The sequence below is a fragment of the Pantoea sp. X-Soil-OKNW-556 genome, from assembly GCF_059730695.1.
Window position 1 is genome coordinate 509,390 of sequence record NZ_AP035991.1, and the last position, 21,624, is coordinate 531,013.

Sequence of the window (21,624 nt, forward strand, 5' to 3'; positions counted from 1 at the left end):
ACTGAATGCGCGATAAATCGCGCCGCTACGAATATCATCGCGTTTGCTTTGCCAGCAGCGCCGCGCCCCGCATCCCGCCATCATGGGCAAAGCGTCCCGGCACCACCAGCGGCTGGGTGCTACGGCGCAACACATACCCTTGCACCACGTCATCCAGCGCAGCAATCAATGGCGTCACAGATGCCAGCCCGCCGCCGACCACCACCACCGATGCGCCGGTCATATTGATACAGTACGCCAGCGGTTGCCCCACCAGTTGCAACCAGGCGCTGATGGTTTTCTCCGCCAGCGCCTCCTGTTGTTGCCAGCGCGCGATAATATCGATACTGGTCGCCATTTCGCCATGCAACACCCGGTGCAGATTCTCCATGCCGCGAGCACCGCCCCAGCTATCCAGACACCCTTTTTGTCCACAGGGACAGGACAAACGGGGCAGGCGATGCCACTCACCGGCAATTTCTACCTCGGTCAGGGCGATCGGGCCATGTCCCCATTCACCGGTTAAACCATTTTGCCCGATGATAATGCGGCCATCAGCCACCAGACCACCACCCACGCCAGAACCCAGGATGGCACCAAACACCACCTTATGCCCCTTTCCCGCCCCGGCTAAGGCTTCCGCCAGGGTGAAACAATCAGCGTCGTTATGCACCACTACCTGACGTTGCAATTCAACGCTCAACTCCTGCGCCAGTTTACGTTGATGAAAGGCCGGAATATTGCTGGCAAAGATTTCACCGCTATCCGGTGTGACAATACCGGCAGTGGAGATCGCCACCGGGCTGCTGGCGCTAAAATGCGCGTGATGCTGCTCGATCATGCTGCGCATCAGCCGGATAAATTCAGGCCAGGCGCTGGTCGGCATCTTCTCCTGACCGAGCAAGGTCAGTTCACCGTCTCCCTGCACTTTCCCCAGTTTGATAAACGAACCACCTAAATCGAAACAAATCACTGTATTCATAAACGCTTATCCATCACATCGCGTAAGCCGTCACCCAGCACGTTAAAGCCGAGTACGGTAATCAAAATCGCCAGACCAGGGAAAAGTGACACGTAGATATTCAGACCGAGAAAATTGCGACCATCGCTCATCATGGTGCCCCATTCCGGCATGGGGGGCTGCACCCCCAATCCCAGAAACGACAGGCTGGCGGCAGAGAGTACCACCGCCCCCGCCGTCAGGGTGGATTGCACAATCAGCGGGCCAATCGAGTTACGCAAAATATAGTGGGTGATAATGCGCGGATAGCGCACTCCCAGCATATGCGCCGCCTCGATATACTCCATATTTTTCAGTCCCAGCGTCAGATTGCGGCTCAGACGTGCATACACCGGGATGGAGAACAACGAGATGGCGATCAGCATATTGGTTAAGCCTTCGCCCAACACGCTGACAATCAGAATCGCCAGTACGATACCGGGAAAGGCGAAGATGATGTCCATCAGCCACATGATTGCCGCATCCAGTTTACGCCCCGCCAGACCCGAGATAATGCCAAGCGGAATACCGATCACCATCGAAATCGCCACGCTCAGGCACACCTCAAACAGCGAGATACGCGCGCCAAAAATCACGCGCGAGAAAATATCCCGACCATAATCATCAGTGCCAAACCAGTGGGCGGCGGAGGGAGCCTGTAAGGTGTTGAGCAGATCCTGTTCAATCGGGTCCCAGTGGGTGATCCAGGGAGCAAGCAACGCAGCCAGCACCACCAGCAACACCAGCCCGCCCCCGATCGCAATTGACGGATACATCGCCAGAAAGTGCAGCAATTTTCTGCTGCGCGAGCGACGCGGCAGCACGGTCGTTTCGAAGCTGTTCATCAGTCGAACCTTATTTTCGGATTCAGCAACCCGATGAGGATCTCACCCACCAGGTTCATCAGTACCACACCGGTCACCGCCACCAGCGTCACCCCCTGAATTACCGGGTAATCACGATAGCGCACTGAATCCACCAGCAAACGGCCAATGCCTGGCCAGTTGAACACCGACTCCGTTACGACCGCCCCGCCAATCAGGCTACCGAAGTTTAATGCCACAATGGTAACGATGGGGATCAATGCGTTACGCAGGGCATGCTTCCAGTGAATGCTGCGTGCCGATAACCCTTTGGCTTTGGCGGTGCGGATATAATCCTGACTCAATACATCAAGCATGCTGGAGCGTGTCATACGGGCGATCATCGCCATTGGCAAAATCGCCAGCGTCACCGTCGGCATCATGTAGTTGCGCCACGAATCCGCCCCCAGCAATGGTAGCCAGCCAAGTTGCACCGCGAAATAGTTCATCGCCAGCAATGCCAGCCAGAAGTTGGCAATCGAGGCTCCGGCAATGGTCAGCACCATCACCACCTGATCCGGGATACGCTGACGATAGATTGCCCCGGTCATTCCGGCGGGGACACCGATGGCGATGGCCAGCAGATAGGCCAGCGCCGCCAGCGACAAGGTATAGGGCAAGCGTTCACTGATTTCAGTCATCACCGGACGCTGCGACTGCAACGACATGCCAAGATTGCCGTGCAACGCTTCCAGGGCAAATTTGGCATATTGCAGCGGCAGCGGCTGATCCAGACCCAGCCGGATGCGCATATTATCCACCGCTTCCTGCGGCGCTTCCGGCCCGGCCATCAGGCGAGCCGGATCGCCCGGCAACGCGCGGATGGCGATAAACACGATGATTGACACGCCAAAGATAATCAGCGGCAGTGACAGCACCTTTTTCGCGACATAGGCTTTCATAACGGATTGCCCTGGGTAGCGACGCGACTTATCGCGCGGGTTTTAAAATAGCGCGATAAATCGCGCCGCTACGAGATGTGGCTGGCCCTGGATTAATTTTTTACCGCGTCGCGCACCACCAGCTGACCGCCGGGCTGCATGGTGACTCCACTGATATTTTTTCGCGCGGCATAAAGATCATCCTGATAAAACAGCAACACTTGCGGGGCGAGGCCGCTGATGCGCTTTTGCGCCTCGAAGTACAACGCCTTGCGTTTGGCGTCATCCATCGTCGACGCCGCAGTGTCGATCAGATCATCGGTTTGCTTATCGGTGAAGAAGCCTAAGTTGGCACCGCCAGGCGCAAAGCTGTTGGTGTGGTACAGCGGGCGCAGTTGCAGGTCGGAGCCATAGAGACCGGAGGACCAGGACGCCAGTACCGCATCGGTGCCCTGCGCCGCTTTCTCTTTACCATCGGCAAAAGCCGCTTTGGTCCAGACGCCGCTTTCCATCTGGCGCACATTGAGTTTCACCCCCACCTTAGCCCACATGCCTTGTAACACCTGCGCGGTACGCGCATCGGGTGCCTGTACGGCAATCGACATGGCAAAACCGTCGGGATAACCCGCCGCTTTCAGCAGATCTTTGGCTTTTTGCACATCATACGGGTAATCATGCAGGTCTTTATCGTAGTTAGCATCGACCGGGGCCAGTGCCGAGTTGGCGGGTTGCGCGTAGCCAAACATCACCGCTTTACTCAACGCCGGCTGATCGGTGGCGAAGTTCAACGCCTGACGCACGCGGACATCGCTTAACGCTTTACTTTGGGTATTCAGATCAACCCAAAACACGGCGGCACCCGGTGATTGTTTCAGGTTAACGTTGGGATTGTTTTTTAACATGCCCGCAAATTGAGGCGGCACCGGGTTAATAATATCGACCTGCCCGGATTGCAACGCCATATTCATCACCGAAGGCTCGCTGCTCCATGTCCATTTAATTTCGTCCGGGCCGGATGATTTACCCCAGTAGTCCGGGTTCTTTTTCTCCAGCACAAATTCACCCGATTTGTATTGCACCCATTTATACGGCCCGGTGCCATCGGCCTTATTATTAATACTGCCCGCTTTATCCGCCTGTGGACTCACCATTAAGCCCGGCCCCGAAGCCAGAATGGTTAAAAATGCCGGGTTTATTTTCTTCAGCTGAAAAGTCACCGTCAGATCGTCGATTTTCTTCACATCCTGAACAAAGGTGCGAATTTTACCGCTGGCCGCCAGACCACGTTTGGTATCGAGATGGCGCTGGAAGTTTTCCACCACCGCATCGGCATTAAACGGCGTGCCATCATGGAATTTCACGTTCGGGCGCAGTTTGAATGTCCAGTTCAGGCCGCTGGCATCCGTGCTCCAGGACAACGCCAGTGCCGGGACAATCTTTCCGTCATCACCGAGACGCGTCAGGCCTTCGTACATCGGATCCAACACGGTACCGGTAAAGGTGGCGGTCTGGTTGCCCGGATCCATGCTGCGCGGAGGTTCGTTCTGCATAATAACCAGTTGGCTGGCAAAGGCGGAGGCGCTGGCAAATAACGACATCATGCAGCCCGCGAGAGTAATGACTCTGAAACGCTTAAGTGTGCTTTCCATGAAGGCCCTCAGATACGATCGGTGAATTAACCGCGTTATATAAGGCATACTTCATAAACAAAAGCCAATATGTTAGTTCATATATTTTACTTATATCTCGATCCTGGTTCAGAAAATTAACTAAATAAACTTGTCTTTGTTTTCATGGCTTATTATTGTCAGTTCATCACTGCCTTGTTTTGAGGTCCTGCATGCTCAATGCCCATCAGCAACAAATTATCCGTCTGCTTATCGCGTCACATGGCATGAGCCGCACCGCTATCGCGCAGAACATGAAACTGAGTAAGGCGGCGATTAGCACCCTGATTAAAGAGATGCTGCATGCCGGTTTAGTGGAAGAGAGTATTCCCGAAGCGTCAGGCCAGGGCCGTCCGTCGGTGTTGTTAAAAATGCGTGCCGACAGCGCCTATTTTCTCGGGGCCTCGTTACTCGGCGAGGCCATTACCCTGGTGTTGATTGATATGCATGGACGGGCCCTGGCAAACCGCGTATTGCCACTGAATCTCGATCCTGAGCAATTAACCCACGCGATTGCCGACGCGATCCCCCCACTGGTGGCAGCACAGGGGATTTCCACTGACCAATTGATCGGTCTTGGCGTCACCCTTTCTGGTTTTGTCGATGAACACCAGGCCGTGTGCGTCCAGTCTGCGCTGCTGGGCTGGAAAGACGTGCCGCTGGCGGAGATGTTGAAAGCACGCACCGGGCTGGAGGTATCGCTGGAAAACGATGCCAAGGCTCTGGCGGTCAGCGAGAAAATCTTCGGTCTGGCAAAAAAAGTACGCAACTTCACCCTGATCTCGCACAGCGACGGCATCGGTTCTGCGCATTTTTTTCAGGGGCAACTGCACCGTGGCGCGCATGGTGCGGCCGGTGAAATTGCCCACTGCACCATTGAACCGGGTGGCCGCCCCTGCCGTTGTGGCAAGCGCGGTTGCCTCGATACGCTGGCCTCGTTAACTGCCATCCGCGAAAACATGCGTGACAAGGCGATCGCGGCCCAGACGTTGCCAGAGCTGGAAATCCAGGCGGCGAAAGGCAGCCGCGCGGCCATTGCCATTCTGCACCAGGCGGGGAATGCTCTCGGCCTGGCCATCGCCAATATCGTGCAGATGAACGACCCGGAACTGATCGTCATTGCCCATCATCCCGGTGCGTTTGATGGGTTGCTGCAAACGGTGGTGATGCAGGCAATTGATGCCAATGTCCTGCCCTCCATCATGGGCAAAACACCGATTTCGACCATCGTACTGGACGATGAAAGCTGGGCCAGAGCCGCTGCCAGCGTGGCGGCCTATCGATTCCTCATTCATTTACCCGAGTAGCGGAGGCTGCTATGCGCATTGCTTTTGGTGGTATTCATACGGAGTGCAGTACTTATAACCCGGTGCTGAATTATGCTGATGACTTCCGCATTCTGCGCGGTGATGAATTAACGGCCAGTCCGTACTTTGCCTTTCTGGCCGATTACGATGCCACTTTTCTGCCTACCTTCCACGCCCGCGCCATTGCCGGTGGTCCGGTAGCGCGGGTGACGTACGACGATTTTAAACAGGATTTTCTCAGCCGCCTCGCCGCGCTGCTGCCGGTGGATGGTGTCTATCTGGCGATGCACGGCGCGGTCTACGTTGAAGGGATGGAAGACGCTGAAGGTGACTGGATTACCGCCACCCGCGAGCTGGTCGGCGACGATTGCCCGATCACCGTCAGTTATGACCTGCACGGTAACGTTACTCAACGCATTATCGATGCCATCGATATGTTCTCCACCTACCGCACCGCGCCGCATATCGACGTGGAAGAAACCATGCGTCGTTCGGTGTCGATGTTGGTGAAAAGCCTGCACAGCGGCGTGAAACCCGGCGTGGTTTGGGCACCGATCCCGGTGGTGCTGCCTGGTGAGCGCACCAGTACCGAAGATGAACCGGCGAAAAGCCTGTATGCGCGCCTGCCCGGGATTAACGCCATCGACACGGTGTGGGATGCCTCCCTGATGGTGGGCTACGTCTGGGCTGACGAACCGCGCGCCACCGCAGCGGCGATCATGACCGGCACCGATGCCGATGTGCTGGCGGAACAGGCAGCAAAACTCGCGCTGGCTTACTGGCAGGCACGGGACGAATTCGTGTTTGGCTGTGTCACCGGCAGCACCGAGGAGTGCGTGCGCATGGCGATTGCCAGCCCCACCCATCCGGTGATCCTCGCCGACTCCGGTGACAATCCAACCGGCGGTGGCGTCGGCGATCGCGCCGATATGCTGGCCGAACTGCTCCGTCAGCAGGCGCAAGGGGTGATCGTCGCGGGCATTACCGATAAACCGGCCACCGACGCGGCCTTTGCAGCCGGCCCGGGTGCCACGTTGTCGCTTACCGTTGGCGCCACACTCGATCCTGCTGGCGGTAAAGCCAGCGCCGAATTTGTCGTAAAAAATCTGGTGGATGATGCGCGTTCTATCGCGAAACAAGCGGTGCTGCAAACCGGCGGTATCACCCTGGTGGTGGCCGACCGACGCCGCCCTTACCACAATCTTGCGGACTTCAGCCTGCTCGGCCTCGACCCGGCAAGCGCAAATATTGTGGTGGTGAAATCCGGCTATCTGTCGCCGGAACTGGCCCCCCTGGCAAATCCTAACCTGATGGCGTTGTCGGAAGGGGTGGTTGATCAATACGTTGAGCGGCTGGAGCGTAAGCGCATGACCCAACCGGCTTACCCGTTCGACACCGATTTTGACTTTCTGCCGGTCAGCACCTTATCCGCCCGTTTTGTGCCTGAGACACACCAATGAGCGTGCTGTGCATTGAAAACCTGACGGTGGCATTCCGCCATGATGAGGGCTGGCGTGAAGTGGTCAAAGGCGTCTCATTTGATATTCACGCCGGTGAAACGCTGGCGATTGTCGGCGAGTCCGGTTCAGGTAAAAGTGTCACCTCGATGGCAATTATGCGGCTGCTCAATGCTCGCCATGCGCGGATTAGCGGCAAAGTGCTGCTGAACGGGGTGGATTTACTGGGTTTAAGCGAAGCGGCAATGCGCGATATCCGTGGTAATGCGGTGGCGATGATTTTCCAGGAGCCGATGACCAGCCTGAATCCCTCTTTTACCATCGGCCACCAGATTGCGGAAGCGTTGATAACCCATCGCAAAATCACTAAACGCGCTGCGCGTGAAGAAACCATCCGCCTGCTGGAAAAGGTACGCATCCCTAATGCGGCCAAACGTTTTGATGACTATCCCCACCATTTTTCCGGCGGTATGCGTCAGCGGGTCATGATTGCTATGGCGCTGGCGCTGCGTCCCCGGCTGTTGATTGCCGATGAACCCACCACCGCACTGGACGTCACCATCCAGGGGCAAATTCTCGATCTGATTAAAACCTTGCAGGAAGAGGAAGGCACCGCTGTCCTGTTTATCACCCACGACATGGGGGTGGTGGCCGAGGTGGCGGATCGTACGCTGGTGATGTATCAGGGGGAGAAAGTGGAAAGCGGCACCACCGCCGAGATTTTCTCCGCCCCGGCACAGGCGTATACCCGCAGACTGATCGCCACCGTGCCACAGCTCGGAGCCATGCGCGGGATTGACGGGCCACGTAAGTTTGCTGACGACGCGACAACCACTTACACCCTGCCCTCCGCCTCCGCTCCCCCGCTGCTTTCGGTCAAAAATCTCAGCACCCGCTTTGACATCCGCGAAGGTTTGTTAAGCCGTAAAACCGGTGCTGTCCACGCCGTCGAAAATATCTCTTTTGTGTTGCTGCCGGGTGAGACGTTGTCACTGGTGGGAGAATCCGGCTGTGGTAAATCCACCACCGGGCGTTCCCTCACCCGTCTGACCGCCGCGACATCCGGCCAGATTGAGTTTGACGGCTACGATGTGCTGAACCTTTCCGCCAGCGAATTACGCAAACTGCGTTGTGCGATGCAGATGATTTTCCAGGATCCGTTTGCCAGCCTGAACCCACGTATGTCGGTGGAGGAAGCGTTGATCGAGCCGTATTTGCAGCATCGACTGGGCAGCAAAGCGCAGGCGATTCAGAAAGCCGCCGCATTGATGGAGCGTGTCGGGCTGTCGGCGGCGATGATGAAACGCTATCCGCATGAGTTTTCCGGCGGTCAGCGTCAGCGTATCTGCATTGCCCGTGCGCTGATGCTCGATCCTAAGATGATCATTGCAGATGAGTCAGTCTCGGCGCTGGATGTGACGGTGAAAGCGCAAATCATCAACCTGCTGCTGGATTTGCAGCAAAGCCTGGGGTTGTCGTATCTGTTTATTTCTCACGATATGGCAGTGGTGGAGCGCGTCAGCCACCGGGTGGCAGTGATGTTATTGGGCGAGATTGTCGAGATCGGCCCACGCGCCGCGATTTTCGACAACCCGCAGCATGACTACACTCGCAAGCTGCTGGCATCGGTACCGGTGCCCGATCCCGCCAGACGCCAGTTAAAGCGACAGATTGAGGTCAGCGAGCTGAAAAGCCCGATCCGACCGTTGGATTATGTCCCGGAAACGCGGCGCTATCGCGAAGTTAGCGCCGGACATTGGGTGATGGAGTGAGGGTTTAAGTTATTTTATCATCGATAAATCAAACATCTCTCCGCGGCTAAAGCTCCACTCCTCGGCGCTGGTTTGTTGAATGACCACCATGACGTCATCAGGATCGAGGTTCAGCCGCTGTTGCAGACGTTCACTTAACACCCGGTAAAAGGCGCGTTTTTGCGCAGTCGTTCGCGATTTACCGGCTACCAGGCTAAATAACACGTAGCGATCGCTGCGTCCGCCGCTCAGATAGTGGCGGTCATAAATAAATCGTGTTGCTGGCAGGGTTTCGATGATTTGAAAGCGGTCGGTTGGCGGTACGCTGAATTCCGCCACCAGCACCTCATGCAATGTCTCGGACAAGGTTTGCAAATCTGCGTCACACCAGCCTTCGCGTACCATAATTCGGGTTACGGGCATCAGATGTTCTCCTCATCAAGACAGGTTAAGGCCGCCACGGCGGCGGGCCAACCCGCGTAAAACGCCAGATGGGTGAAGAGTTCTGCCAGTTCGTCGCGCGTCAGGCCATTTTCCGCCGCAAATTGCAGGTGCCAGGGCAGCTGCTGCACCCGTCCCAGCGCCGCCAACGTCGCCAGGGTGATTAAGCTGCGCTCGCGGGGCGTCAGAACCGATCGCTGCCAGATATCACCAAACAATACGTCTTGCGTTAGCTGTGCCAGCTTGGGGGCGACCCGTTGCAGCGAGTCACGATCGAGGGATTTTGCCATCTCTTTTCTCCTTGATTTAACAGACACTCAGTCTCGCGCGCTGCTACAATCCTGAAAATCGCATTATTCAGGACTTATAATCCTGATTTTAAGGATAGTTATGGAAAAGGTTCCGATCTCACTCGACAGCGACGCGTTGCGCAGCTTTGTGCTGGGTATTGAGACAGGTAGCTTTGCGCTGGCGGCGCAGCAGTTATGTCGCTCGACCTCGGCGGTTAGCGCCCAGTTAAAAAAACTGGAGCAACAGTGCGGCACGCCGTTGGTTGAGAAACGTGGCCGCCATCTGGTGTTGACACCCGGTGGCGAGATCCTGATGAGCTATGCGCGTCGTCTGCTGACGCTGAACGATGAAGCCTGGCGCGCAGTACGCGGCGAGTTGTTGCAGGGTGACGTGCGCATCGGCATGCAGGAGGATTTTGGTGAATCGCTGATGCCGGGAATTCTTGGTCCATTCAGTCGTCAACATGTTGGCGTGCGCATTAGCGCGCGCGTCGATCGCAACCAACCGTTGTTGCAGGCGATCGCCACAGACAGCCTGGATATGGCATTGTTGTGGCAGGGGGATAATTTGCCCGCCAGCAGCGAACGCCTGGGCCAGTGCCCCCTGGCGTGGATTGCGGCTGCCGAATGGGATGTGGCTGCGCTGCTGACTTGTGGTGAACCGTTGCCGTTGGTGATGTTCGAAGCGCCATGCCTGATGCGCACGCGCGCCATTGCTGCGCTGGAGCAGGCCGGAGTGGCGTGGCGAGTGGTGTTTACCAGTCATAGCTTGAGCGGCGTCTGGGCGGCGGTCCGGGCCGGACTCGGCGTCACGCTGCGCAGCCAGATTGGCTTACCCGCCGGATTGCGGGTGATCAACGGACAACTGCCGACGCCAGGAACGCTGGGTATTGCGTTGTTGCAGAAAAATAGCGCAGATCCCGCACAACAACTGCTGGGCCAACTGATGGCCGAGGCGGTCAGCGGTTATCTGCTGTCATAACCTCCGCAGCGGCGCGATTTATCGCCCCGCTGCGAAATTAACCCCCTATTACCTGAGGAATGTTGTGTGTCTCAGTTCAATCAATACGGTCAACCCATTGGATTTGCCCTGCCAGATTGGCAGCCTGTCGCACGTCCCGCTGCGATCGCCTTAACGGGCCGCTTCTGTACCCTGCAACCTTTGCAAGACGCCCATTGCGCACCCTTGCTGGCAGCCTTTTCTCTGGCCGGGGACGATCGCGACTGGACATGGCTCGGCGCGAATCAGCCCCGGTCGCTAACAGCAATGGCCCGCTGGGTCGGCGAAAAAATGGCTGATATCGGGCTGGTTTGTTATGTGGTCTTCAGCCATGCCCATCAGCAGGCGGTCGGTTTGGTGTGCTTCGCCAATATCGACCAACAAAATGGTGCCCTGGAAATTGGTCATGTCACCTGGTCACCGCTGATGCAACGCAGCGTGTTGGGCAGCGAAGCGATCTATCTGTTGCTGAACCAGGCTTTTACGCTGGGTTATCGCCGGGTGGCGTGGCGCTGTGATTCAACCAATCACGCCTCGCGTCGCGCAGCGGAACGTCTCGGCTTCACGTTCGAGGGCCGTTTTCGTCAGGCAATGACACGAAAGCAACGTAATCGCGACACTGACTGGTTGTCGGTAATTGATACGGAATGGCCCGTAATTCAGCAGGCAATAACACGCTGGTTTGGCGAAGAAAATATGGACAGTCGTGGACAACAAATACATTCGCTTCACCACTTCCTTAAGCGAAATTAATTTTCTCCTGCACCATTGACCCTGCCGAAATAGCGGTTATAAATAGTGGGCCCCAACACAAAATAACCGCTTATTTTACGCGGAAATAGCGCAATACATTTGTAACCAAATAAATCCGCCTTGTTAATTCAATAGTTTTTAAACTAAATAAATTTTAAAATTTCAATAACAATGTTTTAAATTTGTTGCGAACTTTTTACTCATCGCCAAGAAACGTTGTTATCGCAATGAAAAAATCAACTAAATTAATCACCTCGCTTTCGCTCACCGCATTACTTGTCAGCTCTGCCGTTCATGCCGCCGACACGCCGGAAAAGACTGACGTGCTGCTGATTGGCGGGGGCATCATGAGTGCTTCTCTGGGGACCTGGCTGGAAGAATTACAACCCAGCTGGAAACAGGTTATGGTCGAAAAACTGGACGGCGTCGCGCTGGAATCGTCCAACGGCTGGAATAACGCCGGTACCGGTCACTCCGCAAATATGGAGCTGAACTATACGCCAGAACGTCCGGACGGTAGCATTGACGTCAGTAAAGCGCTGGAAATTAACGAAGCCTTTATGATTTCGCGTCAATTCTGGACCGCTCAGGTAAAACGTGGCGTATTAAATACTCCGCACAACTTTATTAACTCCACGCCGCATATGAGCTTTGTCTGGGGTGATAAAAACGTTGAGTATCTGACCAAGCGTTATGAAGCATTACAGAAAACCGTGCTGTTCCAGGGCATGAAATTCTCTACCGATCACGCGCAAATTCAGCAGTGGGCGCCACTGATTATGGAAGGCCGCGATCCGCAGCAGAAAGTCGCTGCCACCTGGACTCCAGTGGGTACGGACGTTAACTACGGTGAAATCACTCGTCAGTTGATCGGTAGCCTGAAAAAGAACGAAAATTTCTCGCTGGAAACCTCATCTGAAGTCACCGATTTCAAACGTAACAGCGACAACAGCTGGCATGTCACCATCAAAGATGTGAAAAGTGGTGAGAACCGCACCATCGATGCACGTTACGTATTTATCGGTGCCGGTGGCGGCGCACTGAAGCTGTTGCAGAAAACCGGTATTCCTGAGGGTGAAAACTACGCTGGCTTCCCGGTGGGGGGGTCGTTCCTCGTGACCGAAAACCCGGCCATCACCAGCCGTCACCTGGAAAAAGTTTACGGCCAGGCTTCGGTAGGTGCGCCGCCGATGTCCGTACCGCACCTCGATGCGCGTTTCCTCGATGGCAAGCGTGTGGTGCTGTTTGGACCGTTCGCGACCTTCTCAACCAAGTTCCTGAAAAACGGTTCACTGTTTGATCTGTTAGGCACCACCACCACCAGCAACTTTATGCCGATGACCCATGTGGGCATTGATAACTTCGACCTGGTGAAATACCTGATTGGTCAGGTGATGCTGAATGATGATGACCGTTTTGCCGCGCTGAAAGAGTACTTCCCGGACGCGAAGAAAGAAGACTGGAAACTGATTCAGGCTGGTCAGCGTGTACAGATCATCAAGAAAGATGCCGAGAAAGGTGGCGTGCTGAAGCTGGGTACGGAAATCGTGACCGATCAGCAGAAAACCGTGGCCGCGCTGTTGGGTGCGTCACCGGGCGCGTCAACGGCTGCACCAATCGCTATCAACGTGATCAAACAACTGTTCCCGACTGAGTTCGCCAGCCCGGAATGGCAGCAGAAGATTCATCAGATTGTCCCGGCCTACGGCCAGAAGCTGAACGACAATCCAGCACTGGCACAGCAGGTTTGGGATGACACCGCAGCGACACTGCAACTGACCAAACCTCCGGTAATCAATATGCCAGCCGCTGACACTCAGCCGCAGGCCGCCGCACCGGCTAAAGCAGCACCGTCACCGCAACACGATATGGCGCTGTAATCCGTAAACCCCGCACCTGCCGGTGCGGGGTTTTGTTTTGCTTCAACTGCGTTCAATGACACACAGATAACAGCCGAATCGGGCACTATGCACATGGATGTAGGCGGTTTCAGGCTGACGCAACATCTGAAAAATTAACGACTCCGCTTCACTGCCTTGAGTAACCTCCGCCGCAATAATCATATCTGCTGCATTAAACGCCCGCATCGAGAGTAGCCGGGTAGTCAGATAAGGCGGAACTTCATCCTGATAGACACCTTGCCTGGTGCAACCTTCATGGATAAAGATGGCGTGTCTGCCAAAGTAAGGGGTTTCCGCAGGTTGGTAAGCATGATTGATCAGAATCGCATACTCCCCCTCCGGCACATCACGCAAGGCAATGCGATCCGGAAAACCCGAGTTTTTATCTGCCCGCATCCGTCTCGCCAAATGTCGCGCCAGATAGTTCTCATCCTGACCAAACAAATGGGTAAATGCGCTGCTGTTTAAACCGCGAATGGTATAAGCCATAACCTCTCCAAAGCGTTAACCGGATGGGTATTAAGCGCCTGATTCCCGTTACGTGCTCGCTGTAAACGGTCATGGAGTTTTGGCTGCTATACCAACAAGAATCGTCACTCAACTGAAAATTCGTTATCATCCGCTGCCACTCTTACTGCCGGACGGCCTGATGTCTGTGATTCACGATACCTTTATCGCTCCACCGTGCCATGACCAGATAGAGACACTCTATCAAGACGACCACCTGGTGCTGATCAATAAACCCACCGGATTGCTCAGTCTGTCGGGCAAAAATCCGCAGAATCTCGATTCGGTACATCATCGGCTGGTAAAGATATTCCCCGGCTGCACCCTGGTGCATCGCCTGGATTTTGGGACTTCCGGTTTGATGGTGATTGCCCGCAATAAGACGATCAACGCCGCGTTATGCCAGCAGTTCAGTCTGCGCACCGTGACCAAAGTGTACAGCGCACTGCTTTGTGGGCATCTGGCTGATAATGAAGGGGTGATAGACGCGCCGATTGCCAAAGACCCGGCACGCTTTCCGCTGATGTCGATTTGTGCCATTCACGGCAAGCCTGCTCGTTCCCGTTACCAGGTGGTTGAACGCTTTTATCATGAATGGGTGGATGGGACTCGACTGCCATTGACGCGGGTGCAGCTAATCCCGGAGACCGGGCGCACCCATCAACTGCGCATTCACTGCCAGCAGTTGGGCCACCCTATTTTAGGCTGCGACCTGTATGGTGGTCGCTTGTTGCCGGGCACCGAACAGACCCCACGGCTGATGTTACACGCCAGTGAGCTGCATTTTGTGCATCCCATCAGTGAAGAGACGATCAACGCTCGTCATAGTAGCCCGTTCTGAATGCGAAGATGCCTGATTACCACATCAAATCATCAGGCACTTTAAAATCAGCATAAGGATCATCTTCATCCTGCTGTTCCTGGCTGAGCGCACTATTTAATACGATACTGCTCGCATCTCGCTGCGCAATTTTATCGGCAACGACGGCAGGGATTATCGCGTATTCACTTTTGCCACTGTTATCAACCACCAACCGGGCAATGGCAAGACGGCCATTCACCAACTGCGCTTGAGTCAACTTATCTACAACAATTTTTTTAATTAAATTATTATCGGTGAAGTTAAATTCGATATCGCCTTTGGCAATGACGATTCGATTCATCTCAATCAGTTGCTTCACCTGCGCTTTATACTCTTTGGATAACGTCGCTTGCTTTTGTTGCTCGCTGAGTTGCTTATCTCGTTCAAGTTGCGCTTTTTTGTTCTCTTCCACTGCTTCTCTTGCCTCACGAGCCTGAACGCGTGATTTTTTCGCCGTTCTCTGGACTTTGGCCATTTTCTTGCTGGTGACTAGTCCAGCTTTTAGCATCTGCTCTTGTAAGGTAAGTTTTGTCATTTGCGTTTCTAAACCTGTTGAATAATTTGTGGGATTATACCCGACACACAAAGCTACTCATTGCCCCATTGATTGAGAAAAGTCGCAATCTCATCAATACGCAGCGCATCGATACCGGCTTCATTGGCCATCTCCTGCTGCGCTTGCTCACTGATCTCTTCGTTATTCATCAAACGTGTGATCAATAGCTGAAAATAGCGCGCCAGCGCGTCTCGCTCTGACTCTGTGACCGGTTTGGCAGCGTCTACTTCGTACTCATCCACGATGTCATAAAATTTAAGCGGTACGTCGTTGTTCATCAGGTGTCCCCCAGGGATTTCAGTTTATGCCCACTACGGGGCAGCATTCGGCCTGGATGATACCATTTTCAGTTGGTTTTTTCTGTTATGATTTATCAGAGAAATAGCCAAAAAAATGGCGCAGTCGTGAGATGAGAATGTCACGACTGCGCCATTTTATAGCGGGTTCAACCTTTAAATTTTTCGTGTGCCATTGATGCGTTTTTCTAACATCGTGCAAACTATAACTTCAGTTGGCTTCCTAAAAAGACATCAGCTTCCTGTAAGGTGACATCCAATCCTGCTGAAGGTGTAAATGTCAGCTCACCAAAAATCACCTGACCATTAAGAAGATAGAAATCAGCCCGAACAAATTTAAAATCAGAAGCCAGCTTAATCGCGCAGGCTTTCATCTTATTAAATCCTTCGGGCATTTCTGGATAATGGTTTTCTTTGATTAACTCAATGGTATCTTCGAAAGGAAGAGGCTTCCAGTTCATATCGAAGTAATAGAACTTGGGTGTTCCCTTCTCTCTTCCCACGCAAACCATTACCGCGTAGGGCTTCCCGTTAAAACAGTAAAATTTATAGTCATCAGGAAAACCACCGCGCTCATTTTCGATGTACTTCTCACATAAAATTTTTCTTTCTATTTTTTTATACTGCGGTTCAACAAAATTTGCTGAGTAATCTTGCCTTAACCATTCATTAAGTTTTTTGTTGGTTTTTTCAATGTCTAATGATGATTTATCGTCACATATGATATTATAACCTGCACCGTGGTTACATTTCAGTGCAAATTTTTCTGGCAACGCACTATAGTCTATGTCTTGTGGGTTATCGTACACCCCATACAGGGTATTAAGGATGTCCCCACAGCCTTTAGCTGTAACATACTCCCTGACCTTATATTTATCCGCGCACAGCGTGTAAATATCATCATTTAGCTCATTGAACTTGAGCCACTGTATTTTTTCATTAAAACTGGCAGGGTTTCTTAAGTTTAATTTTTTCTTGAATCGGATCAGGTAGTGAGTTTTAGCATAAAATTCAGGGAAAACATTAGCGCCAACCTTTAGAGCTGATTTTACTGTTTGTTTTATCACGTTCATTTTGACAACCCCAATTTAAAAATATTAAGGTGCATTTTGATGATTGTTTTGTCTTTGAAGAAGTAATTAAGAAAAGTGCAAGACAAAACCTCAACAATCAAAAAACAATATGCAGCGCCATTAATCCCGAACGCACTAATCATTATCCAGGACAATGGTATTGTTAATACACAGCATAAAAACATCTTTTTAGCCAGATAGTTATATCCGGATTCCTTTATCATATACCTGTAGCAAATCGTTCCCAATGCAGAGAACATGGTGGCAATAATTATCACGGGGATGATATTCACTGAATCCATATACTTATCGCCATACAGTTTACGAATAAAGAAGTCACCAAAAAGATAGAACCCACCTAAAGCAATAAGGGAAAGCAGAATTACAATTCGATTAATTTTAATCAGCAGTCTCTCAATAGCTATTGGGTTTTTTTCGCTATATATTTTTGAAAAAAAACTTGTTATTAACGCCAAAACAATAAATGACCAGGCACCTCCTATGGTTAATGCTACGCTATAAACCCCGAGATCTGAGTAAGAAATTATTTTAGCCAAAAAAATGTTGGAAATCTGGGTATATATATCAACTGACAGGCTTGATAAAATCAACGCCCCTCCGGCATAAAGCATATGCCGATTATACAGCCCAAACCCCTTGCCATTGTCTTTTAGCTCTGTCGTATTTTTAAAATAAACCAACCTCATGATGTAGGGTATGAGCGGGATTATGATAATTGGAATGGTGAAGTAGTAAACTGGCAACTCGAAGTGCGAAATATAGAACCTGATCAATAGTGCTATTGATAGCCCAATCACATTTGTTATCGTGTTTATTTTTGACTTAAGCTGAGTGTTGTTGTAAATGGAAAAGAAGTCCATCACAATATAGTAAGTAGCAATGCAATTCGCCACGCCAAATAAAAATACGACGAAATCAGTAAATAAATAAAGATAAATTAAAATCGCACTTGATGACAGGAGAAAGAAAATACGCCGTTGATTTTGCGTGTTCATCGCCATTGCGATGCCGGATTTTGTATTTTCGCTCATGCGTTTAAACAAAATGCTCTGACCGCCAAACCATGATAATGTTTGCACAAATATAAAAATCGAAGTTGAAATATTTATCTTCCCGAAATTATCAGGCCCAATGTACTTTGCCATAAGTGAATTAATATATATCAATCCGATAATATTAACTGACTTCTCCAGCATGATCCATAATGCGTTAGTGTACATTTCACATCTCACATAGGCATGGTTTTTGGTTATATCCTTATGAATGAAAGATATCTCTACCTGATGGGATTTTACTTACCTAAAAAAACCATCCCACTCCATTCATTTTTGGTTGGTAGTGTGACTGCTTAAATAAAAACAGTGAAGGCTTTTTTATATTAATCAGATTAATTGCAATAGTTTATCAATAATAATGCCATTCATTAATAGAGTTTTTTACCAGGCAATATGATAACCCGGATAATGTTCATCGGTTTTGTATTGGGTGGTGTCGGCATTACCAATACCGGTATTCATCGCAATAAGAAAATGAGAAGGCGCATCGCAGATGCGGGCGTAGGCACTGCTTTTAATTAGCATCTGTGCCAGTTTCACCACAAGTACTCACCATGAACGCCAGGTATAAATTGCACAATGATTAAATACGATGCCGTCATGCATACTTTTGTCAGATTGCCACCCAAGTTGGCATCCTGACTGTTATGCGTCATCCCACTCTCTGGATAAAAACGGCACGAGTGAACGTGCCGATAGGCACTCTACGGTCAGGCACGGGTCGCAATCAGTATCGCGGAGGCTTTGATCAGCGCAAGCACACGGCTGCCCTGCGTCAGCTTCATCTCTTCCTGGCTTTCGTTGGTGACGACGGCGACAATTTCAAACCCGGCGTCAGTTGCAATGTGCACGGTCGCGTTAACCGCGCCTTCGGTAACGCGGGTGACGCTTCCGGCAAACTGGTTACGTGCAGAGAATTTCAGGCCACACTCCTCAGTGGCAAGGGTCACCCACGGCGCTTTGATGAAGGCAATGGCTTCTTTACCGGCAACCAGACCTAATGCTTCTTTACTGCTGTGGGTGACGATCGCCACCAGTTTGACGCCCCCTGCCAGCGTCAATTCGACTTCGTCATTAACGGCACCGGTGGTGACGGCGCTGACCGTGCCAACCAGTTGATTACGTGCTGATACCTGCATAAAACCCCCTTATCTCGCTGATTGATTGCAGTGCCTGATACTTATGTTTGTGCATTAATTCGTAGCGGCGCGATTTATCGCGTTGGCTGGCTAATCGCGCGATAAATCGCGCCGCTACAGAATATGTCTTAACTGAATAGAATTACGCCGATATTTAGCGCTGTTTCCTTTCATGTTCAATAAGCCATTTTTTCGTGCCAACCCGCCACCGTTCGACGTCCTATCTCCTCTTTGCCAGTAGTAACACTTGTAGTACCACGCGCCTGATAACCAGCCTGATGTGCCATCATGGTACTGGCAACATCCCATGCCCGGTTCTGGATCACCACACGATAACCATCGGCATCGACAAACGTGCGCCCGTTAACCTCCCAATAAGGATTAAATGATTCTGTCACGGTAAAACCTGCGGTGATCATCCTGGCACAGACATCTCGCCATTCGTCGTTGTCCGGATAATAAAGAATCAATAAGTCTTCTGCCGTCTGCAATGGCTGAACGGGATGATGATGGCAAACAGTAAACTCCATGTGCCACGCTAACCCTTCCCGACCTAACATGATGCCGCTAAAACCATCATGATCGGTGAAATCAGCAATCTTTTTCATCTCCAATCCCTGGCTGTACATCAGGAAAGCACGTTCGAGGTTGGTGACCGGTTTAGCAATACGCATATGTGCAAACATCTGGCAATCTCCACTGGCTTTTCTTCCCCCTAAATTACATCAAACTGATCCTGCCATTTGTCTGTTAGCGCGATAAATCGCGCCGCAACTGCCAGAACCGCAGCGAATTGCCCCCGTTAACATTTCTTGCTGTCACGCACTAAAACCATTGCATTACCTGCCAATTGGCTGCAACGTACTCGATCTTAACTTACTTATTTATCAGGGATTTATTTATGGCCAGCTTAACCACGTCTCCCGTCACGTATCAGGCAAACGGCAGCACCTTCACCGGTTCCCTCGTTTACCAGAACGACATCACCCGCGCACGTCCCGGCATCGTGCTGGCACCCAACTGGATGGGTGTCACCCGTATGGCTGAAGACGTTGCCGGGAAAATTGCCGCGCAGGGATTTGTGGTGTTGGTGGCGGACCTTTACGGTGAAGGCAAACGCCCGACTTCGGGTGAAGAAGCGGGCAGCATGATGATGGCAGTGAAAGATACGCCCGCTGAAGTGGCGCGCATGCAGGCGGCGCTGACGGCATTGCTGGAACAGCAGCAGGCTCCGGTAGCACACGATAAACTGGCCGCCGTCGGTTTCTGTTTTGGGGGGCACTGCGCACTGGAACTGGCGCGCAGCGGTGCCGATATCAAAGCCGCCGTGTCGTTCCACGGCTCGCTGGACACCAAAGGTGACTACGCGATGAATTCAATCAAAGGCAGCGTACTGGTGCTGGACGGCGCAGCCGATCCGCTGGTGCCGCGCGAGCAGTTGAATGAATTTGTCCACGAGATGACAGCCCGTCAGATCGACTGGCAACTGGTCAGCTACGCTGGCGCAGCCCACTCCTTTACCGATCCACAGGCCAATAATCCTGGCGTGGCCCAGTACCATCCGCAGGTGGCCGAGCGCGCTTTTACACGCATGTTCGCGTTATTTGCCGAGATCTTTTAACCCTCATTTCATCAGCACCTGAAACTGTGGATTAAATTCATCAAAGATCGGCAATGCCGCAGCTCCCAGTGCTGCGGTATCGCTACCGGTCATCCCGGTCTTCAGGCGCGATCCCGTGAGATAACGTCCGCGCACCGACTGATATAACGGCGGCAAACGCTGGACGATTTTATCCAGCAGGGTTGCGGGCATCATGCCGCCGATAATCACACTTTCGGCATCAAAAACGCACTCAAGCATATTGATCGCCTGGCGTAGCGGAGCTAACACGCTGTCGATCCAGCGATCAAACAATGCCGGGTCCACTTCAAGTAAATCGTCGGGCAGGGCGCTCATCGGGTCCAGACCACAAAATTCATAGGCGGCCTGCAACGAAACATACCGCTCCAGACACCCTTTGTTGCCGCAGTAGCACTCACGCCCGTGCGGATCAATCACGATATGCCCCACCTCACCGGCGTTGTGTGCATGGCCGGTATAAATATGGCCGTCGGTGAAGATACCGGCTCCCAGTCCGGTACCGATATAGAGATAAATAAAGGAGTTGAGCTGACGTGCCACGCCGTGGAAACGTTCACCTATCGCCGCGACCGTGGCATCGTTTTCCAGCGTCACTGGTAAACCGCTCATTGCCGCCAGTTCTGTCTCGATATTGACGTTTTCCCAACCGTTCAGCGTGGTGGGACCGACCGACGAGATCCCTTCAACACCAAAAGGTCCGGGCATTACCACCCCTATCCCCAATACTTTCCCCCAGCGCGCGCCCAGTTGCGTTTTGATCTCCGCCAGTACCTCAGCGATGCGCGCTAAAGTGGCATCAGGTTGGGGCTTCTGCACCAGAATAAGGCGACGAAAATGAATTTCGCCGGTTAAATCCACCAGCACGATCAGTAGCGTTTGATGATCAAGATGGATACCGATCGACCAGGCACTGGCTGGATTCAATGTCACCGGGATCGCCGGTTGTCCCCGCCCCTGCTTACGCGGCTGGCGACTGGCGAGCAGCTCCGCTTCTTCCAGTTCCGCCACGATGTTGGAGACGGTTTGCGGGGTTAAGGCGGTAAGTCGCGCCAGCTCAGCGCGCGTCAGTTCACCATGCAGGCGAATGGCTTCGATGATGACGCGCCGGTTGTGCGCACGCGCGTGTTCCAGATTGGTTCCCGAGGTTTTCATCGTCCTTCCTACGCTCCTGACGCAATCGCAT

22 protein-coding genes and 1 pseudogene are annotated in these 21,624 nt (G+C 52.5%); 8 read left to right on the forward strand and 15 right to left on the reverse strand.

Annotated features, from left to right (window positions below; all coding sequences use genetic code 11):
• Positions 1-34: 34 nt before the first annotated feature.
• The 4 genes from AC6I8T_RS23030 to AC6I8T_RS23045 form a co-directional block, all read right to left on the reverse strand.
• On the reverse strand, positions 35-961 hold the full coding sequence (locus AC6I8T_RS23030; RefSeq protein WP_208726258.1) for an ROK family protein: 927 nt from the start codon (positions 959-961) through the stop codon (positions 35-37).
• Positions 958-1,824, reverse strand: a complete 867-nt coding sequence (locus AC6I8T_RS23035) for an ABC transporter permease (RefSeq protein WP_208726256.1) — start codon at positions 1,822-1,824, stop codon at positions 958-960. The genes AC6I8T_RS23030 and AC6I8T_RS23035 overlap by 4 nt, the downstream gene beginning before the upstream one ends.
• On the reverse strand, positions 1,824-2,744 hold the full coding sequence (locus tag AC6I8T_RS23040; protein ID WP_497834464.1) for an ABC transporter permease: 921 nt from the start codon (positions 2,742-2,744) through the stop codon (positions 1,824-1,826). The genes AC6I8T_RS23035 and AC6I8T_RS23040 overlap by 1 nt, the downstream gene beginning before the upstream one ends.
• A gap of 92 nt (positions 2,745-2,836) precedes the next feature.
• Entirely contained in the window at positions 2,837-4,372 is a 1,536-nt protein-coding gene (locus AC6I8T_RS23045) for an ABC transporter substrate-binding protein (RefSeq protein WP_497834465.1), read from the reverse strand.
• A gap of 191 nt (positions 4,373-4,563) precedes the next feature.
• Here AC6I8T_RS23045 and AC6I8T_RS23050 point away from each other — a divergent pair, with 191 nt between their 5' ends.
• Genes AC6I8T_RS23050 through AC6I8T_RS23060 form a run of 3 tightly spaced genes read left to right on the forward strand, consistent with a single transcriptional unit; the run spans position 4,564 to position 8,926 of the window.
• Complete coding sequence (locus tag AC6I8T_RS23050; protein WP_208726250.1) at positions 4,564-5,697, forward strand: ROK family transcriptional regulator; 1,134 nt, start codon at positions 4,564-4,566, stop codon at positions 5,695-5,697.
• A gap of 11 nt (positions 5,698-5,708) precedes the next feature.
• Entirely contained in the window at positions 5,709-7,157 is a 1,449-nt protein-coding gene (locus AC6I8T_RS23055; protein WP_208726248.1) for a M81 family metallopeptidase, read from the forward strand.
• Positions 7,154-8,926 (forward strand): ABC transporter ATP-binding protein, encoded by a 1,773-nt coding sequence (locus AC6I8T_RS23060; RefSeq protein ID WP_208726246.1) that lies wholly within the window; start codon positions 7,154-7,156, stop codon positions 8,924-8,926. The genes AC6I8T_RS23055 and AC6I8T_RS23060 overlap by 4 nt, the downstream gene beginning before the upstream one ends.
• A gap of 9 nt (positions 8,927-8,935) precedes the next feature.
• Here the strand turns inward: AC6I8T_RS23060 and AC6I8T_RS23065 are convergent, their stop codons facing one another.
• Positions 8,936-9,328 carry a tautomerase family protein gene (locus tag AC6I8T_RS23065; RefSeq protein ID WP_208726245.1) on the reverse strand — a complete coding sequence of 131 codons (393 nt, stop codon included), beginning with the start codon at positions 9,326-9,328 and terminating at the stop codon, positions 8,936-8,938.
• The gene (locus AC6I8T_RS23070) at positions 9,328-9,636 is read right to left on the reverse strand and encodes a carboxymuconolactone decarboxylase family protein (protein ID WP_208726243.1); all 309 of its coding nucleotides are present in this window, start codon (positions 9,634-9,636) and stop codon (positions 9,328-9,330) included. The genes AC6I8T_RS23065 and AC6I8T_RS23070 overlap by 1 nt, the downstream gene beginning before the upstream one ends.
• Positions 9,637-9,736: 100 nt before the next feature.
• Between AC6I8T_RS23070 and AC6I8T_RS23075 the strand changes: the two genes are divergently transcribed.
• The 3 genes from AC6I8T_RS23075 to mqo all read left to right on the forward strand — a co-directional run bounded on the left by AC6I8T_RS23075 (position 9,737) and on the right by mqo (position 13,269).
• The gene (locus AC6I8T_RS23075) at positions 9,737-10,618 is read left to right on the forward strand and encodes a LysR substrate-binding domain-containing protein (protein ID WP_497834466.1); all 882 of its coding nucleotides are present in this window, start codon (positions 9,737-9,739) and stop codon (positions 10,616-10,618) included.
• 66 nt (positions 10,619-10,684) lie between these two features.
• Positions 10,685-11,389, forward strand: coding sequence for a GNAT family N-acetyltransferase (locus tag AC6I8T_RS23080; protein ID WP_208726239.1), 705 nt, complete (start codon positions 10,685-10,687; stop codon positions 11,387-11,389).
• A gap of 227 nt (positions 11,390-11,616) precedes the next feature.
• Positions 11,617-13,269 (forward strand): malate dehydrogenase (quinone), encoded by a 1,653-nt coding sequence (gene mqo / locus AC6I8T_RS23085; protein ID WP_208726237.1) that lies wholly within the window; start codon positions 11,617-11,619, stop codon positions 13,267-13,269.
• Positions 13,270-13,311: 42 nt separating this feature from the next.
• Here the strand turns inward: mqo and AC6I8T_RS23090 are convergent, their stop codons facing one another.
• Positions 13,312-13,779: a DUF1203 domain-containing protein gene (locus tag AC6I8T_RS23090; RefSeq protein WP_208726235.1), complete on the reverse strand. Its 468-nt coding sequence runs from the start codon at positions 13,777-13,779 to the stop codon at positions 13,312-13,314.
• Between the two features lie 160 nt (positions 13,780-13,939).
• Here AC6I8T_RS23090 and AC6I8T_RS23095 point away from each other — a divergent pair, with 160 nt between their 5' ends.
• On the forward strand, positions 13,940-14,638 hold the full coding sequence (locus AC6I8T_RS23095; protein WP_497834467.1) for an RluA family pseudouridine synthase: 699 nt from the start codon (positions 13,940-13,942) through the stop codon (positions 14,636-14,638).
• Between the two features lie 16 nt (positions 14,639-14,654).
• On the opposite strand, the gene AC6I8T_RS23100 is transcribed toward AC6I8T_RS23095, so the two are convergent.
• From AC6I8T_RS23100 to AC6I8T_RS23130, 7 genes and pseudogenes are all read right to left on the reverse strand, one after another.
• A complete protein-coding gene (locus tag AC6I8T_RS23100; protein ID WP_208726231.1) occupies positions 14,655-15,194 on the reverse strand; it encodes a DUF2058 domain-containing protein in 540 nt (179 codons plus the stop codon).
• A 53-nt stretch (positions 15,195-15,247) separates the two neighbouring features.
• Positions 15,248-15,493 (reverse strand): YmjA family protein, encoded by a 246-nt coding sequence (locus AC6I8T_RS23105; protein ID WP_208726229.1) that lies wholly within the window; start codon positions 15,491-15,493, stop codon positions 15,248-15,250.
• Between the two features lie 221 nt (positions 15,494-15,714).
• Entirely contained in the window at positions 15,715-16,584 is an 870-nt protein-coding gene (locus tag AC6I8T_RS23110; RefSeq protein ID WP_497834468.1) for an ATP-grasp fold amidoligase family protein, read from the reverse strand.
• Positions 16,581-17,825 carry an oligosaccharide flippase family protein gene (locus AC6I8T_RS23115; protein WP_497834469.1) on the reverse strand — a complete coding sequence of 415 codons (1,245 nt, stop codon included), beginning with the start codon at positions 17,823-17,825 and terminating at the stop codon, positions 16,581-16,583. Before AC6I8T_RS23115 ends, AC6I8T_RS23110 begins: the two co-directional genes overlap by 4 nt.
• 216 nt (positions 17,826-18,041) lie before the next feature.
• Entirely contained in the window at positions 18,042-18,203 is a 162-nt protein-coding gene (locus AC6I8T_RS23120) for a hypothetical protein (RefSeq protein ID WP_497834470.1), read from the reverse strand.
• A gap of 167 nt (positions 18,204-18,370) precedes the next feature.
• Complete coding sequence (locus AC6I8T_RS23125) at positions 18,371-18,799, reverse strand: TOBE domain-containing protein (protein WP_497830854.1); 429 nt, start codon at positions 18,797-18,799, stop codon at positions 18,371-18,373.
• 305 nt (positions 18,800-19,104) lie between these two features.
• A pseudogene (locus AC6I8T_RS23130) lies at positions 19,105-19,485 on the reverse strand (VOC family protein); the annotation flags it as partial.
• Between the two features lie 215 nt (positions 19,486-19,700).
• Between AC6I8T_RS23130 and AC6I8T_RS23135 the strand changes: the two are divergent.
• Positions 19,701-20,420, forward strand: coding sequence for a dienelactone hydrolase family protein (locus tag AC6I8T_RS23135; protein WP_208726217.1), 720 nt, complete (start codon positions 19,701-19,703; stop codon positions 20,418-20,420).
• A 3-nt stretch (positions 20,421-20,423) separates the two neighbouring features.
• Here the strand turns inward: AC6I8T_RS23135 and AC6I8T_RS23140 are convergent, their stop codons facing one another.
• On the reverse strand, positions 20,424-21,593 hold the full coding sequence (locus AC6I8T_RS23140; protein WP_208726216.1) for an ROK family protein: 1,170 nt from the start codon (positions 21,591-21,593) through the stop codon (positions 20,424-20,426).
• Positions 21,594-21,624 lie beyond the last annotated feature (31 nt).

Excerpts from the sequence above, each read along its gene's own strand:
- AC6I8T_RS23030 (WP_208726258.1), bottom strand. The coding sequence starts at position 961 with ATGAATACAGTGATTTGTTTCGATTTAGGTGGTTCGTTTATCAAACTG.
- AC6I8T_RS23035 (WP_208726256.1), bottom strand. The coding sequence starts at position 1,824 with ATGAACAGCTTCGAAACGACCGTGCTGCCGCGTCGCTCGCGCAGCAGA.
- AC6I8T_RS23040 (WP_497834464.1), bottom strand. The coding sequence starts at position 2,744 with ATGAAAGCCTATGTCGCGAAAAAGGTGCTGTCACTGCCGCTGATTATC.
- AC6I8T_RS23045 (WP_497834465.1), bottom strand. The coding sequence starts at position 4,372 with ATGGAAAGCACACTTAAGCGTTTCAGAGTCATTACTCTCGCGGGCTGC.
- AC6I8T_RS23050 (WP_208726250.1), top strand. The coding sequence starts at position 4,564 with ATGCTCAATGCCCATCAGCAACAAATTATCCGTCTGCTTATCGCGTCA.
- AC6I8T_RS23055 (WP_208726248.1), top strand. The coding sequence starts at position 5,709 with ATGCGCATTGCTTTTGGTGGTATTCATACGGAGTGCAGTACTTATAAC.
- AC6I8T_RS23060 (WP_208726246.1), top strand. The coding sequence starts at position 7,154 with ATGAGCGTGCTGTGCATTGAAAACCTGACGGTGGCATTCCGCCATGAT.
- AC6I8T_RS23065 (WP_208726245.1), bottom strand. The coding sequence starts at position 9,328 with ATGCCCGTAACCCGAATTATGGTACGCGAAGGCTGGTGTGACGCAGAT.
- AC6I8T_RS23070 (WP_208726243.1), bottom strand. The coding sequence starts at position 9,636 with ATGGCAAAATCCCTCGATCGTGACTCGCTGCAACGGGTCGCCCCCAAG.
- AC6I8T_RS23075 (WP_497834466.1), top strand. The coding sequence starts at position 9,737 with ATGGAAAAGGTTCCGATCTCACTCGACAGCGACGCGTTGCGCAGCTTT.
- mqo (WP_208726237.1), top strand. The coding sequence starts at position 11,617 with ATGAAAAAATCAACTAAATTAATCACCTCGCTTTCGCTCACCGCATTA.
- AC6I8T_RS23090 (WP_208726235.1), bottom strand. The coding sequence starts at position 13,779 with ATGGCTTATACCATTCGCGGTTTAAACAGCAGCGCATTTACCCATTTG.
- AC6I8T_RS23095 (WP_497834467.1), top strand. The coding sequence starts at position 13,940 with ATGTCTGTGATTCACGATACCTTTATCGCTCCACCGTGCCATGACCAG.
- AC6I8T_RS23100 (WP_208726231.1), bottom strand. The coding sequence starts at position 15,194 with ATGACAAAACTTACCTTACAAGAGCAGATGCTAAAAGCTGGACTAGTC.
- AC6I8T_RS23105 (WP_208726229.1), bottom strand. The coding sequence starts at position 15,493 with ATGAACAACGACGTACCGCTTAAATTTTATGACATCGTGGATGAGTAC.
- AC6I8T_RS23110 (WP_497834468.1), bottom strand. The coding sequence starts at position 16,584 with ATGAACGTGATAAAACAAACAGTAAAATCAGCTCTAAAGGTTGGCGCT.
- AC6I8T_RS23115 (WP_497834469.1), bottom strand. The coding sequence starts at position 17,825 with ATGTACACTAACGCATTATGGATCATGCTGGAGAAGTCAGTTAATATT.
- AC6I8T_RS23125 (WP_497830854.1), bottom strand. The coding sequence starts at position 18,799 with ATGCAGGTATCAGCACGTAATCAACTGGTTGGCACGGTCAGCGCCGTC.
- AC6I8T_RS23135 (WP_208726217.1), top strand. The coding sequence starts at position 19,701 with ATGGCCAGCTTAACCACGTCTCCCGTCACGTATCAGGCAAACGGCAGC.
- AC6I8T_RS23140 (WP_208726216.1), bottom strand. The coding sequence starts at position 21,593 with ATGAAAACCTCGGGAACCAATCTGGAACACGCGCGTGCGCACAACCGG.